Source organism: Kitasatospora sp. NPDC050543 (assembly GCF_044457565.1).
Taxonomy (GTDB): Bacteria; Actinomycetota; Actinomycetes; order Streptomycetales; family Streptomycetaceae; genus Kitasatospora.
Window position 1 is genome coordinate 1 of the sequence record NZ_JBITGZ010000065.1, and the last position, 13,074, is coordinate 13,074.

Here is a 13,074-nt window from a genome sequence, read left to right on the forward strand (position 1 = left end):
CGACATCTCGAAGCGTGGAGAACGGCCGCCTCTGCTGTCCCGGAAAGAACCACAGATCAGCAGGTCGAGTGACCTGCGAGGTTAAACAACAAGCTAAGAAACCCGGCCCGAGGCCGGTAGATGGTGATGTATCCCTTCGGGGCCCCGGAGCCGCCATGGCTCTGGGGCCCCTCGACGCTTCCCCGAACCCATACAGAAGAGGTGCAGTGGCCACGGCAACCATCCGACCCCACAACCCCAGCCCCAATCCCGGATCCAGCCCCGGATCCGGCTCCGACTCCTTCGACGACGATGACTACCCCGCCTACACCATGGGCCGCGCCGCCGAGATGACCGGCACCACCGCCGGCTTCCTCCGCGCCCTGGGAGAGCACCGCCTCATCACCCCACTGCGCTCCGACGGCGGCCACCGCCGCTACTCCCGCTACCAACTGCGGATCGCGATGCGCGCCCGCGACCTCGTCGACCAGGGCACCCCCATCGAGGCCGCCTGCCGCATCGTCATCCTCGAGGACCAGCTCGAAGAGGCCCTGCGCCTCAACGAACAGCTCCGCCGCCCCCAGCCCGGCCAGGAACCCGCAGCCGACACCTGACCCAGCCGCCCAGCCGGCCGGCGATACCGGTCCGTGCTCCGCCGGCTCCGGGTCGCTACGGTGGGGTTCAGCCCCGCCTGCGGGCCGTCAGGTCAGTCTCCCGCCCGGGCCGCCAAGGCCCAGGGCGCAAGGAGCACCCGGTGGCCGTTTCGGCAGAGTTCGACCCGCCCGTCCTCGACGCCTCTCCGTCGTCGCCGGGAGGGGACGGCCTTGTGCTGGACGTGGTGGGTGACCTCGACCAGGACACCGGCCCGCTCCTGCGCGCCGCCCTGGCGCCCTGAACACGCCGACGCGACCTGCCCCGGCGAGCGCACCGAGGGGCCCGGAGTCATCGCCCGGGAGCGGGCGGTCCCGTTCTTGAGGGTCGTGAGGCGCCGGTGAGGTCGGCGCCGGTGGCGGCGTCGCGCTGGGGGCGGTCGACGCCGTGCCAGTCCAGGCAGATGACGGTCGCGTCGTCGCCCAGGTGACCGTGGCCGGCGTCGACGATCGCCCCGATGAGGGTGCGGGCGGCCTCACGGGGATGGAGCGCGCGGGTGCGGACGATCAGGTCCGGCAGGTCGAGACTCTGGGCGTTGCGCTCCAGCATGCCGTCGGCGAGCATCACCAGGCGGTCCCCGGGCCGCAGGTCCAGCGACTGCACCCGGTAGGTGTTGGCGCGCGGGGCCTGGACGCCGAGGCCGAACGGCAGGTCGATCTCCGGAACGATCTTCCGCACCTGCCCGTCCCGCATCCGCAGCGGCCAGAGGTGCCCGGCGTTGACGAACTCGGTCCGGCCGTCGAGCAGGCTGATGCGCAGCAGCTGGCCGGTGGCGTAGCCCCGGCGGCCGTGGTCCCGCATGGCTTGGTCGGCCTGGCGGGCCTGTTCGGCGAGGCCGGCGCCCGCCCGCCGGGCCCGCCGCAGGGCGCCCACCACGAGGGTGGCCAGCAGCGCGGCGTCGACGTCGTGACCCATGGCGTCGGTCACGGAGAGCTGGACGGTGTCCCGGCCGACCACGTAGTCGAAGGTGTCGCCCCCGACGTGGTCGGCGGGCTCCAGCGCCCCCGCGACCGCGAACTGCGCCGCCTCACATGCCAGCGACGCTCGATGTCGGCGTTCCCCTGCGCACCGCCTACGACCACTGGACCAAGTACGAGGACTTCAGTGGCTTTGCCAAGGGGGTGCAGAGCGTCCCGCAGGGTGACGAGGTCACCACCGACTGGAAGGTCAAGGTCGGGCCGTCCAAGCGCAGTTTCAAGGCGACCGTCAAGGAGCAGGTGCCGGACGAGCACATCGTGTGGACTTCGGAGGGTGCCAAGGGCAGCACGCGCGGCGCCGTGAGTTTCCACGAGATCACTCCCACGCTGACCCGCATCGTCCTCGTCGTCGAGTACTACCCGGCGGGCTTCTTCGAGAAGACCGGAAACATCTGGCGCGCCCAGGACCGCCGTCTGCGCCTGGACTTCAAGAACTTCCAGCGCTTCGTCTCCCTGTATCCGGCGGTCCGCGAACGCGTCCCGGACCTGGAACGCGACATCCTGGGGTCCTACGAGGAACACCACGTCGCCGACCTCCTGTGCGCCGAGCTCGATGTGATGACACCCGACGACGAGCGGTTCGACGCGAAGACAACCGTGCTCATCGAGGCCGTCGGGCCCCACATCCAGGAGGAGGACGACTGGTTCCCGATGTGCGCGACGCCTTGGGCCGCAAGGAGCTCCAGGAGATCGGGGCCCGGATGCTGGAGGTCCGCGCGTCGGCACCGCGTCACCGCCATCCCACGCCCCGCTGGCGGTGACGCGAGGCGGTCGCAGCCTGTGAACGACACCTCGCCGGTCGTCGACTCGGTGGAGAACTGGGACCCGGGGGTGCCTCTCCCGCTCCACGACACGTTGCGCCGAGTGGCCGCGACGCCAGATTACGGCAGCCGGAGTGAAAGCGTGCCGTCGAAGTTCCGGGTCCGATTGGCCCACCGCTACGTGCTGCGCGTCGACGGCTGGCGGATGCACTCCTCCAAGGATCTTGGGAGGCAGACGGTTTCGACCGCGATGCTCTCCTTCACGACCTCCACGGCGTGCGACAAGACCCGCGATTCGTCGCGTTCGGCAGATGGAGTGGGAGGAGAATCCAGGGTATGGCCGATGATGTTGTCCGGGAGCCTGTGCTGATCTTCGACGGTGACTGTGCGTTGTGCACAGGCTGGGTGGCTTGGGCGGAGCGCCACCCGGGGGCGGCCCGGTCGTCCGGCGGCTGGGAGGCTGTTGCGTACCAGTTCGCAGATCTGATGTCGCTGGATGACCGCGCGGGTGGGCGGGGCGTAGTGACGGCGCCGCGCGTCCAGCACGGCCCTCTCTGGCTCACTCCCTCAGGCAAGCTGTACGGCGGCGTACAGGCCGCAGCCCGCCTGCTGATGCGTTCGGGCAGCGCGTGGTCGTACGCGGGCGGTCTGCTGGCACTGCCGCCGGTCGCACTGCCTGCACGCACCCTCGCCCTGCCGGTCATGAGGCGCTGGCACCCGACTCAAACCGGCGGAGCACCCTGATCCCCGACCACGGCAGCGGCGTTCCGATGCTGTGTGCGCTTCGCGAGGGGGGCGTGCTGCTGCGCATCCGTTGACCTGCGCCGATGACTTCGGTATGGCTGGTGACGGGGCCCGCAGGACAGCCACGGCCATCCGTCCGGGCCGGCGTGACGACGGCCCGGCGCGGGCATTGCGGCGGGTCGAGAACTCCCGGAAGCGGTTCGCCGGAGCACGGCGATGGTCACTGATGGGGCTGCCGGGTTGCCGAGCCGGCGTGCGGGGGGCGGAATCGGTATAGCCCGACATCCGGGCCGGTGATCGGGGCAGGCGTGTGCTCGACCACCGTGAGAAGCAGCGATCCGAAGGTGAGTGGAGCGATGAGCAAGGTGCAGGAATCGATCGACGTGGACGTGCCGGTCACCGCCGCGTACAACCAGTGGACGCAGTTCGAGGAATTCCCCATGTTCATGGACGGCGTCGAGGAGATCACCCAGATCGACGACCGGCACAACCACTGGAAGACGAAGATCGCCGGGGTGTCGCGTGAGTTCGACACCGAGATCGTCGACCAGGTCCCCGACGACCACGTCGCCTGGCGCACCACCAGCGGCGACGTGAAGCAGACCGGGATGGTGCGGTTCGAGCCGATCGACGCGACCCACACCCGGGTGATGATGGAGATGGACTTCCAGCCGGGCGGGATGGCCGAGAAGGCCGCCGACATGGTCGGCATGCTGGACCGGCAGGTGAAGGGCGACCTCAAGCGGTTCAAGCACTTCATCGAGAAGCGCGGCACCGAGAGCGGCGGCTACCGCGGTCGTCTCTGACAGACTTCGCCGCACGGTCCTGCCTGCCACGGTAGGCGGGACCGTGCGGCTGTCGCGGCTACCCGTCCTGCCGAGCCCGCACCCACGGCCGGACCTTCAGCCGCTGCTCGACAACGCCCCCACGACACGCGTGTGCGCGCCGGTCAGACTTCGCCTGCACCTACGCCGTGCCCGGGATCCGGACTCGCTACTTACCGGTCGTTGCACATGGCATCGCGGTCAGGGCAGGAGGGTGCCTTCGGGGGGTGGAGGTCGTCGATGGTGATGTCGACGCGTGTGACGGCGAGGCCCAGGGTGTGTTGTGCGTTGTGCAGGACGGCCTGGCGGACCTGGTTGGCCTGGGGGAGCAGTGGGCGGGACGGGTCGGCCGTGAGGGTCATGGTCGCATGAATGGTTCCTTCGTCGGCGACGGGTGTGAGGCGGCAGCTGCCGGCCCGGGCCGTGCCGGCGTTGTCGGCGGCGTCACGCAGTGCTTTGGCGGCGGTGTTCTCGTCGATGTGATGCCCCTGGGCGGGGTCGCCACGGGAAAGCTGCCGTCCCCGTCGGTGTTCGGCCCGCACCGCGCGCATGACCCGCTCTGTCAGGGTCGTGTTCTGGCCAGCGGCTCCCTGGGCGCGGAGAGCCCCGGTGGCCTGACGCAGGAGGTGTTGCCCCGGGGCGTTGTGGGGGGCGTCGGGACTGTCCGGGGTCGGGCCGGTGCACCGGCCAGTGCCGGGCCCGGTCGGTGTGGGGTCGGCTGCGCGGGGCGGGTGGTGTTCTAGCGCCATGGTTCCATCGCCTCCGCCAGGGATCGGCGTGCGCGGAACAGCCTGCCGCGCACCGTCTGTTCGCTCATGCCGAGGGTTCGTGTGATCTCGTCGTAGTGCATGCCGTGCAGTTCGCGCAGGATCCAGCAGGCCCGCTGGCCGGGGTCGAGGCCGGCCAGTGCGTGGGCGAGTGCGCGTGTTGCGGCGTGGGCCTCGGCGGCCTGCTCCGGCGCTCGGAGCGCTGCGAAGGCTGCGGGTTCGGGCCGGACGTCGAGGGGGACGGCGGCCACGGGACGGCTGCGCAGGAAGCTGAGGCAGCGGTTGGTGACGATGCGGTAGAGCCAGGTGCGGAACGCGGCGTCGCCCCGGAAGTCCGGCAGTCGCCTCCACGCGCTGAGGAGGGACTCCTGGACCATGTCCTCGGCGTCCTGCCGGTTGCCGGTCAGGTGCCGGGCGAGGGTGAGGAGGGCGGCGCTGTGGCGGCCTACCAGGACGGCGAAGGCGTCGTCGTCGCCTTCCGCCGCGCGGATCGCGAGGAGCTGGTCGCTGACCGGGGCGGTGCGGTCCGGGCGGGTTGCGGTGGAGGGGAAGCGCCAGGGCGCGGCCGGGCTCGCGTGGGGCGGGGGAGGTCGCTCGCGGACGCCGGTGGCGGTGGTGTGGGTTTGTGCTGTGCTCATCATGCTGTCCGGTCGCCGATGCTGTGTGCTCCTCCTCGTCTCGTCTGTCCGCGATCCGGACAGTTATGTCGAGGGTGTGAGGATTTCGTGCGGGCGGCGTCTAACTAATCGGCGGGCCCGGGCCGGGTTCGCACCGGCGAAGCCAAGGAGGCCTGCCATGACGGACACGTCCAGCAGTTTCCCGCAGGGCGACGGGCGCCCGGCAGAAGGCCTGCAAGGCCGCGCCGGCGCGGACCGGGCGCCCGAGGAGCGGGGGAGGACGACCATCGCGGACGGCGTCGTGGAGAAGATCGCGGGCACCGCCGCGCGGGACGTTCCCGGCATCCACGCGCTGGGCGCTGGGATGTCGCGCACCCTGGGCGCGGTACGTGAACGCGTTCCGGGTGGCGGACGGCCCAGCGCCCGAGGCGGGGTGAAGGTCGAGGTGGGCGAGCGCCAGGCCGCCGTCGACCTCGTCGTCGTCGTCGAGTACGGCGTCCCCATCACCGAGCTGACGGGCGACGTGCGCGTCAGCGTCATCTCGGCTGTGGAACGCCTGACCGGCCTGGAGGTCGTGGAGGTGAACATCGCCGTCGACGACGTCCACCTCCCCGACGAGGACGACGACACCGAGAGCCGCGTCGCCTGACCCGCAGCCGCCCTCACCGTCGCTGCCGGGACGCTGCAGCGTGATCGGGGCGGCCCGGGCGGCACCGACGAACAAGGAGCATGTGACATGAGCACAGCCGCACTCGGTCTGCTCGCGGGAATGGCACTGGGATTCGCCGGATACTTCGGCGGCTTCTGGGCCTTTCTCCTCGTCCTCGTCCTCGGCGTGGTCGGCCTCGTCATCGGGCGCCTCCTGGAGGGCGAGGACGTCAGGGACTGGCGCCGACCCCGATCAGAGGACCGGCGCCGATGACCCCGCAACCCGTCACGGCGCGCGAGCGCGGCGCCACCGTCATCCCGGACCGCGTGGTGGCCAGGATCGCCGCGCGGGCCGGCCGGGAGGCCCTCGTCGCGCAGCCATACCGCCCCGCGCGGACCACACCGCGGACTCCCGACGCCTCGGCGCAGGTCCATGGCGGCTCCGCCCGCATCAGGCTGGTCATCGAGCTGCCCTACCCGATCGATCTCGCCGCGGCCACCCGCGAGCTGCAGCGCCAGGTGACCCAGCGCGTGGGACGCCTGACCGGACTCGAGGTCACCGAGGTCGCCCTCGCGATCCGCCGCCTCATTCCCGAGGGCAGCGACGGCCGCGTCGGCCGCGTCTACTGACCCGCAGCGCACACCCCCTCACCGAGCCCTCCCCGCGGAACACCGCCGGGACATCCGCCCGCCCACCGCCACCAGATCCCAGGGAGAGCCGGCATGACACACCAGCACCCGGCCGTCTCCGACCCCGACCCCGAACCCGCCGCCGCGCCAGGGCGCCCGCCCGGCAACGCACCGCGCGGCAAGCCCACGGGCGACACCGATCGCGGCCGTGCCAGGCACGGCCGTGCAACCCCGCGCTGGTGGTCCGAACGGAGGGTTCCCGCCGCGGTGGCGGCCCTCGTCGTCCTGGCGACCTGCGTGTTCCTGCTGTTCGACGTGGCCCGGGTGCGCACCGGCCACACCGCAGCCGCTTGGCGTAAAGCCCTCGCCGACGAACTCGCCACCCGGCCGATCAACGACCCCTGGGTCATCACCGGCGCGGCAGTGGCAGCCGCCCTCGGCCTGTGGCTGATCATCCTGGCACTCACCCCCGGCCGCCGACACCTCCTGCCCATGGCCGCCACCGACGACTCTGACGGCCCGCAGGCCGCCCTCGACCGCGACGGCGCCGCACGACTGCTGCGCGACGCCGCCCTGCGCGTGCCGGGCGTCTCCCACGCCGACATCAGGGTGCGCCGGCGCCGCATCAGCGCCCGTGCGCAGGTCGGCTTCCGCGACCTGGACACCGTGCGCACCGAGCTGACCGAAGCACTGACGGCGCAGCTCGACGCCCTCGCTCTCGCCCAGGTACCCCGGCTCACCGTCCGGGCCCGCCGCCACCGCCCATGACCGTGCCGTCGCAGCGACACAGCCCGTAGGCCCACCGCCACAGGAGACGACCTGATGAACTCTCACTCCGTCCTCAACCGGACCCTGCTGGCCGTCGCCGGTCTCGTCCTGCTGGGTGGTGGCCTGCTCGTGCTGACCGGCGCCCTGGACCTCTACCGGCGCTGGAACCTCGATCCGCCCGCCGACTGGCCCCTCACCAGCCCGCACGACACCCTCGTCCCGGCCCAGGACCGCACCCGCTGGACCGGCGAGGACTGGTGGTGGCCGACCATCATCGCCGCCCTGACCATCATCGCCGCCCTGGCACTGTGGTGGCTCCTGGCACAGCTGCGCCACCGGCACCCCGGACGCCTCCCGGTCGGCAACCCGCCCCGCGACGGCGTCGAACTGCACGACAGCGCCCTCGCCGACGCCCTCGCCGCCGACACCACCCGACTCCCCGGCGTCCACGACGCCCGCGCCCACCTCACCGGCCCCGCCCGCCACCCCCTCGCCGACCTCGACCTCACCCTCAACCCCGACGCCAACCCCCGAGACGTCCTCCACACCCTGGCGGCCGGACCCCTGAACCACGCCCGCCACAGCACCGGATGGGAGCAACTCCCCACCCGGGCCACACTGCGCGTCGCCTCCCACCGGCCCCACCGCGCCGAGTGAACGCCAATGACCAGGTCACGGCAACACCAAGCAGGCCGGAGCGAGAGCGCGCAACCTGGTCGACGGGCAGGCCCAGGGCCCGGGAACGGCCACGACGACGGCAGTACCACAGGGGCCGGGTCGCAGGGGCGGCGCCTGGCCGACAGCCATGCCATGAGTGCTGTGGCCAGGGTCGGGCTCTGCGCCCGGGGAGCGATCAACGTGCTGGTGGGGGTCCTGGCCGTGCGGATCGGGCTCGGCGCGGGCGGCGGCAAGGAGGCCGATCGGTCCGGCGCGGTGCGTACCATCGGCGAGCAGCCGTTCGGCCGCGTGCTGCTGTGGGCGCTGGTGGTGGGGCTGGCGGCGATGGCGCTGTGGCGGTTGTCCGAGGCCGCGTTCGGATCATCGGTGCCGGGCGGTGACAAGTGGACCAGGCGCCTGGGCTCTCTGGTGCTGGCGGTGTTCTACGCAGTGATCTCCGTCGGCGTGGTGCAGACCGTCCTGGTCGGCGGCTCCGCCGGGGGCCGCTCCGGCAACGAAACGTCCAAGGAGTACACCGCGAGGGTGCTGGACTGGCCGGGCGGGCGGCTGCTGGTCGGCGCGGTCGGAGCCGTCCTGGTCATCGTGGGCGTGGTGATGGCGGTGCGCGCCGTGATGCGGAAGTTCGAGGAGGATCTCCAGACGGGTGACATGAGCCCGCGAACGCGGCGGGTCGTCGCGCTGCTGGGAATCGTCGGCGGCGTGGCCTGCGGCGCCGCCGCCGCGGTGTCCGGCCTGTTCATCCTGCTGGCCGCCGTGAAGTTCGACCCCAGCAAGGCCAAGGGACTCGACGAGACGCTGCGCTCGTTCGCGGACACACCCGCCGGGCCCGTGCTGCTGATCGCCGCAGCGATTGGCTTCCTGCTGTTCGGCCTCTACTCCTTCTGCGAAGCCCGCTGGCACAAGACCGCTCAACAATCAGACCCACCCGCGCGATAACGGCCGGCGTGCCGACAGGGCAACACCGACCCCGTTCCCCGAGCAACACCGACAGCGCGCCGACCCACAACCCCTCGAAAGGGGAACCCGACCCCACCCGCCACCGCTGCGGTCGGCCCACCGAAGCCCGGGCGGCCGCTCGCCGCGCCGTTGCCCCACGGCGTCATCGACCGTGGTACTCAACACCCATGCCGATGAAGCCCTCCGACCCCGAGGGCCGCTCGTCCCTGTTCGGGCGGCTGCGCCGCAGGGTCGGCCATTCGCCGGCCGGGCGCGGATGGAGGCGGGGCAGCGCCCTCGAACTGTGGCAGCGGTCGCTGGGCTTCGCGGCGCTCGGCTTCCTCACCCTCGTGCCGCTGCTGATCGTCATCTCAGCGGCCGACCCGGCGAACGGGCAGGGCTTCGCACAATGAGCCGTTTCCATCCTGAAGTTGCAGGTCACGGGGCTGGTGTGGGGCGGGAGTGAGTCACTCGGGCATGTCCCGGGCGTGATCGCGAGACGGTGATCGTCTGTCACCGGGAGACTTCGGCGTTCGTCAGCACGAGCAGGGCGCGTAGGAGCTGGGTGGCGTGCTTCGCGTTCATGCGGACCTTGGTAAGGATCCGCCAGTTCTTCAGGTCAGCGAGGCCGTGCTCGTTGGCCGCGCGCTCACGGCTGACCAGCTTGTTCGCCTCCTTCTGCGCGGCTGTCAGCGGCTTGCCGCGGGTCGCCTTGCGCCCGGTGACGATCACCGGGTTGTCGGGGTCGTCGTCCAGGCCGACGAAGCCGAGGTCCGCGAGGGCTCCCAGGCCGGCCTCCCGGAGGTGGGCGGTGATCTTGTTGTGGCGGGCGGTGGTGATCTCGCTGGAGCGGCCCGGTTTCGCCGCCGAGATCCAGACCAGGTTGCCCCGCTCGTCGGTGAGCGCGAGGAACAGCAGGCCGTGGGCCTTGTGCTTGCCGCTGTAGTTCGGCCGGTTCTCTTCCCCGGTGCGTCGGCGGGTGCGGACCAGGGTGCCGTCCAGCAGCACGACGACACCACCCTTGCGGGCGATTCTTCTCAGGGCACGGTCCAGGCGCGGAGTGCGCGCGGCGAGCAGTGCGATCACCTCCAGCGACCATCGGCGCACGGTGGAGGCGGAGACGTTGTTTCCGCCCGCCATGTCGCACAGCCGCTGGTCGTGCCGCAGGACCGCGAGGACGATCAGGGCGATCTTCCGGGCGGCAGCTTGCGCCAGCGCGAGCTGATCTTCTTCAGATGGCCACGGATCAGGCCGGACACCAGGTCCAAGGTGGCGCTGGACAGCTCCAGGCGGCACTGGTAGACAAGGCCGTCAGGGCCCTCGGCGGGGCTGGTCTTCTTTCGCATGGAATCCCCAACTCTCGCCGGGGGTCCCTGCGTTACGCGGCACTGGGGACGCCGCGACTGTCTGCTGAGGCGAGTTCGTCCGCCATCGGTCATAGGGAGGCCATGCTGCGGACCGGAGTTGTCCCGTTTGGGGCAGCTGCGGTCACCGCCTGCGGGCGTTTGGGGCCGGCCCATACGGTTGCCACAGAACATGGCCCGTTTGCCGCTGAGGAGCGTCTGGCCCGGCTGACGATCACCCGGGAGATCGCACGGCAGTTGCTCGGCGATCCGGAGGTAAGTAACGAGCCGGGGCCCGCGGCCGTCGGCGCTCCACAGCCAGCCGTGGATCCTCCGCGAGCGACGTCGCTCCCGAGCCTCGATAAGTTGGAGGCGATGTTCGCCGTGTTCTCTTCGACGCTCTCATCTCACACCACCGGCCCTCAGCGGGTTGCCGCGCAACCGGCTGAGCTTGACGTGCTGGCCGGCCGTGCCCTGCCGCAGGCGGACGTGCAGCTGGCAGCCCGCCGGGCGGCGTTCATCTGCTGGGTGGACGACCAGATCTACCACCGGGGCCTGGGTGCGGTGCCCGGGGAACTGGAGCGCTTCACCGCTCCGCTGCGCCACGTACTCGCGTCCGCCGCCGGGGCGTCCGCTGCCACGGCCCCGCAGGCCGGTGGTCCTGGTGGGGCTGTGGGAGCGCACGGCCGCGGGTATTTCCCAGTGATGGCGGAATTGTTTCGCCACCGACTACAGGCCCGAGTACGGGCGGCAGCGATGATCGAACAGCGCCGCGCCGAGTTCCGCACCACCGCAGCGGCGCTGCACACGGCTTCCGCTCTGCCGCCGCACCGGCTGCGTGAACTGCGCGACTACGTATACCTGGTGGAGACGCTCATGGCCGCGACCCTGCACTGGCTGGCGAGCACCGGCCGCTTCACCGTTGACCCCGAGCCGCCGCATCGCAGCCAGGAGCCCGCCGCGACGGACGCGACGCCCACCGGTCATCAGCTACAACGGCAGTCCGAGAGCGACGGCGACCGGAGCATGCGCGGATGAGAGCCGCCCCGATCACCGCAAACCTGCCCCGCTGGTCGTGCGCCGCGTTCCCCGTCGACCTGGCACCGGCCACCGACCGGCTGCGCTGCCACCTCGAGGCGCGGATCGAGGCGGACGGCGCGGTCCGCTCCCCGTGTCACAGCCGCGTCCTGGAATCCGCGCTGCTCGCGGCCCTGCTGGACCGCACCGGCCTGGAACCCGAGGTGCGCGCTCGGATCGCCGGCTACCTGGCCGCGCACCGCGACTCCCCCCGCCCGCTGGACCGTCTGCTGGCTCGCGCCGCTCTCGGCGACCAGACCGTCTCAGCCGCTCTGCTGAACGTGGAGGACTTCCTCGCCCACCCGCCGGACTTCACCAGCGCACGCAAACACGCCCTCCTGCACGCGGTCCTCCTGCTGCTCGGCACGACCCCCGCCACCGGGCTCCCGGCCCCGGAGGCGTTCTCCCCACACGGCCTGCACACCTGGGCACGCGTGCAGGTCACCGCGGTCAAAGCCATCCTCGCCCACGCGTACAGCCGGACCACCGTCATCTCCGCGGGCGACGTGGCGCTGCTCCGCTCCACCCAACACCCGGGCACCGTCTGGGAGGGCAACCTCCTCATCCACCTCTTCGTACTGCACGCCCTGACTCCCCTGCCAGGCATGCACGGCCTGGTCGCCGCCGGCATACGCACCGCGCTCACGTACCAGCGCCCGGACGGCGGGCTGCCGTTCATCGGCGACGAGGACACCTGGGTCACCGCCGCCGTGGCCCTGCACACCACTGGCGCCCCACCGGCCGCCATCGACAGCATCGCCCAGCGCCTGCGCCGCCTCCAGCACCCCAGCGGCGGCTGGTCCTACACCGAAGGCGCCCAACTCACCGACGTGGACTGCACCTCCGCCGCCCTCGAAGCCCTCCACCTCGCCGGCCCCGACACCCACCGCACGGCGATCCGCCGCGCCGTCGACAATCTGTCCGCCCTGCGCGCACCGGACGGCGGCTACCCCACCTACCTGGCCGGCGCCCCTCAGAAGCGTGCATGACGGCCGCCGCCGCCAAGGCCCTCAGCACCCAGGGCCCGGCGCAGCGCACAGCCCTGGACTCCGCCCTGGACCACCTCGCCTCCCAGCAGCGGTCCGATGGATCCTTCCCACCCGACTGGAGCGGCAGCCGCCACCACACCGTCTTCCACGCCGCCCTCGCCGCCACCCACCGACCCGGCCCACCCGAAAGCCCTGCCCGCCTCATCACCCGACGAGCCATCCGACTGGTGCTCAACGCCCAGAACAGCGAAGGCGGCTGGGCCACCAGGACGGAGACCCGAGTGGCGCCCTGAGTACCGCCTACGCCCTCATCACCCTCACCGGACACACCGCACCCGCCCCCGCAGTTCGAGGCGCCGCCTACCTGCTCACCCAACAACGCCCCGACGGGTCCATCGCCAGCATCCCGGACTCCATCGGACGACGCCCGTTCGGCTTCAGCGTCCCCGCCCTCGCCGACATCTTCACCCTGCTCGCCCTCGGACACCTCACCCACCGCCTTGCCCCGCACCGCAGCCCGAGTTCGACAGTGTGTGGGCACATAACTGGGCTGGATATCGGGGGTGACCTGCGGGTTCGGGCGTGACGGCCGGGTCTGTCCAGCGACTGGTGTATCTCGTGTTGTGTGAGTTACCGGCGGCCGACGGAGAGTCGGCCGTCGAAGGCGATGTCGAAGGCCTGGAGT

General features: G+C 71.5%; 18 protein-coding genes and 2 pseudogenes. 15 read left to right on the plus strand and 5 right to left on the minus strand.

The window, feature by feature from the left end:
* The first annotated feature begins 311 nt into the window (after positions 1-311).
* Both ACIBH3_RS35115 and ACIBH3_RS35120 read left to right on the plus strand, forming a co-directional pair.
* Positions 312-593: a MerR family transcriptional regulator gene (locus ACIBH3_RS35115; RefSeq protein ID WP_396316201.1), complete on the plus strand. Its 282-nt coding sequence runs from the start codon at positions 312-314 to the stop codon at positions 591-593.
* Between the two features lie 140 nt (positions 594-733).
* Entirely contained in the window at positions 734-874 is a 141-nt protein-coding gene (locus ACIBH3_RS35120) for a hypothetical protein (RefSeq protein ID WP_396316185.1), read from the plus strand.
* A gap of 47 nt (positions 875-921) precedes the next feature.
* On the opposite strand, the pseudogene ACIBH3_RS35125 reads toward ACIBH3_RS35120, so the two are convergent.
* Positions 922-1,695 (minus strand): annotated as a pseudogene (locus tag ACIBH3_RS35125) (PP2C family protein-serine/threonine phosphatase); the annotation flags it as partial.
* Between ACIBH3_RS35125 and ACIBH3_RS35130 the strand changes: the two are divergent.
* The 3 genes and pseudogenes from ACIBH3_RS35130 to ACIBH3_RS35140 all read left to right on the plus strand — a co-directional run.
* Positions 1,674-2,063: pseudogene (locus tag ACIBH3_RS35130) on the plus strand (SRPBCC family protein); the annotation flags it as partial. The pseudogenes ACIBH3_RS35125 and ACIBH3_RS35130 sit on opposite strands and share 22 nt — an antisense overlap.
* A gap of 641 nt (positions 2,064-2,704) precedes the next feature.
* The gene (locus tag ACIBH3_RS35135; protein WP_396316186.1) at positions 2,705-3,112 is read left to right on the plus strand and encodes a thiol-disulfide oxidoreductase DCC family protein; all 408 of its coding nucleotides are present in this window, start codon (positions 2,705-2,707) and stop codon (positions 3,110-3,112) included.
* A gap of 356 nt (positions 3,113-3,468) precedes the next feature.
* On the plus strand, positions 3,469-3,918 hold the full coding sequence (locus ACIBH3_RS35140) for an SRPBCC family protein (RefSeq protein WP_380280852.1): 450 nt from the start codon (positions 3,469-3,471) through the stop codon (positions 3,916-3,918).
* Between the two features lie 191 nt (positions 3,919-4,109).
* Here the strand turns inward: ACIBH3_RS35140 and ACIBH3_RS35145 are convergent, their stop codons facing one another.
* Complete coding sequence (locus ACIBH3_RS35145) at positions 4,110-4,487, minus strand: hypothetical protein (RefSeq protein WP_396316187.1); 378 nt, start codon at positions 4,485-4,487, stop codon at positions 4,110-4,112.
* 188 nt (positions 4,488-4,675) lie between these two features.
* A complete protein-coding gene (locus ACIBH3_RS35150) occupies positions 4,676-5,341 on the minus strand; it encodes an RNA polymerase sigma factor (protein ID WP_396316188.1) in 666 nt (221 codons plus the stop codon).
* A gap of 157 nt (positions 5,342-5,498) precedes the next feature.
* Here ACIBH3_RS35150 and ACIBH3_RS35155 point away from each other — a divergent pair, with 157 nt between their 5' ends.
* The 7 genes from ACIBH3_RS35155 to ACIBH3_RS35185 all read left to right on the plus strand — a co-directional run bounded on the left by ACIBH3_RS35155 (position 5,499) and on the right by ACIBH3_RS35185 (position 9,393).
* The gene (locus tag ACIBH3_RS35155) at positions 5,499-5,969 is read left to right on the plus strand and encodes an Asp23/Gls24 family envelope stress response protein (RefSeq protein ID WP_396316189.1); all 471 of its coding nucleotides are present in this window, start codon (positions 5,499-5,501) and stop codon (positions 5,967-5,969) included.
* Between the two features lie 87 nt (positions 5,970-6,056).
* The gene (locus ACIBH3_RS35160) at positions 6,057-6,242 is read left to right on the plus strand and encodes a hypothetical protein (protein ID WP_396316190.1); all 186 of its coding nucleotides are present in this window, start codon (positions 6,057-6,059) and stop codon (positions 6,240-6,242) included.
* Positions 6,239-6,598 (plus strand): hypothetical protein, encoded by a 360-nt coding sequence (locus ACIBH3_RS35165; protein WP_396316191.1) that lies wholly within the window; start codon positions 6,239-6,241, stop codon positions 6,596-6,598. The genes ACIBH3_RS35160 and ACIBH3_RS35165 overlap by 4 nt, the downstream gene beginning before the upstream one ends.
* A gap of 93 nt (positions 6,599-6,691) precedes the next feature.
* A complete protein-coding gene (locus ACIBH3_RS35170; RefSeq protein ID WP_396316192.1) occupies positions 6,692-7,366 on the plus strand; it encodes a DUF6286 domain-containing protein in 675 nt (224 codons plus the stop codon).
* Positions 7,367-7,420: 54 nt separating this feature from the next.
* On the plus strand, positions 7,421-8,023 hold the full coding sequence (locus tag ACIBH3_RS35175) for an alkaline shock response membrane anchor protein AmaP (RefSeq protein ID WP_396316193.1): 603 nt from the start codon (positions 7,421-7,423) through the stop codon (positions 8,021-8,023).
* 153 nt (positions 8,024-8,176) lie between these two features.
* The gene (locus tag ACIBH3_RS35180) at positions 8,177-8,980 is read left to right on the plus strand and encodes a DUF1206 domain-containing protein (RefSeq protein WP_396316194.1); all 804 of its coding nucleotides are present in this window, start codon (positions 8,177-8,179) and stop codon (positions 8,978-8,980) included.
* Between the two features lie 188 nt (positions 8,981-9,168).
* Positions 9,169-9,393 carry a hypothetical protein gene (locus ACIBH3_RS35185; RefSeq protein ID WP_396316195.1) on the plus strand — a complete coding sequence of 75 codons (225 nt, stop codon included), beginning with the start codon at positions 9,169-9,171 and terminating at the stop codon, positions 9,391-9,393.
* A 100-nt stretch (positions 9,394-9,493) separates the two neighbouring features.
* Here ACIBH3_RS35185 and ACIBH3_RS35190 read toward each other — a convergent pair whose 3' ends face one another.
* Complete coding sequence (locus tag ACIBH3_RS35190) at positions 9,494-10,120, minus strand: transposase family protein (RefSeq protein WP_396316196.1); 627 nt, start codon at positions 10,118-10,120, stop codon at positions 9,494-9,496.
* Between the two features lie 41 nt (positions 10,121-10,161).
* Positions 10,162-10,326, minus strand: coding sequence for a hypothetical protein (locus tag ACIBH3_RS35195; RefSeq protein WP_396316197.1), 165 nt, complete (start codon positions 10,324-10,326; stop codon positions 10,162-10,164).
* A 102-nt stretch (positions 10,327-10,428) separates the two neighbouring features.
* Between ACIBH3_RS35195 and ACIBH3_RS35200 the strand changes: the two genes are divergently transcribed.
* Genes ACIBH3_RS35200 through ACIBH3_RS35210 form a run of 3 tightly spaced genes read left to right on the plus strand, consistent with a single transcriptional unit; the run spans position 10,429 to position 12,682 of the window.
* On the plus strand, positions 10,429-11,361 hold the full coding sequence (locus ACIBH3_RS35200) for a hypothetical protein (protein WP_396316198.1): 933 nt from the start codon (positions 10,429-10,431) through the stop codon (positions 11,359-11,361).
* Complete coding sequence (locus ACIBH3_RS35205) at positions 11,358-12,389, plus strand: prenyltransferase/squalene oxidase repeat-containing protein (RefSeq protein ID WP_396316199.1); 1,032 nt, start codon at positions 11,358-11,360, stop codon at positions 12,387-12,389. Before ACIBH3_RS35200 ends, ACIBH3_RS35205 begins: the two co-directional genes overlap by 4 nt.
* Positions 12,386-12,682 carry a hypothetical protein gene (locus ACIBH3_RS35210; protein WP_396316200.1) on the plus strand — a complete coding sequence of 99 codons (297 nt, stop codon included), beginning with the start codon at positions 12,386-12,388 and terminating at the stop codon, positions 12,680-12,682. Before ACIBH3_RS35205 ends, ACIBH3_RS35210 begins: the two co-directional genes overlap by 4 nt.
* Positions 12,683-13,074: the final 392 nt, after the last annotated feature.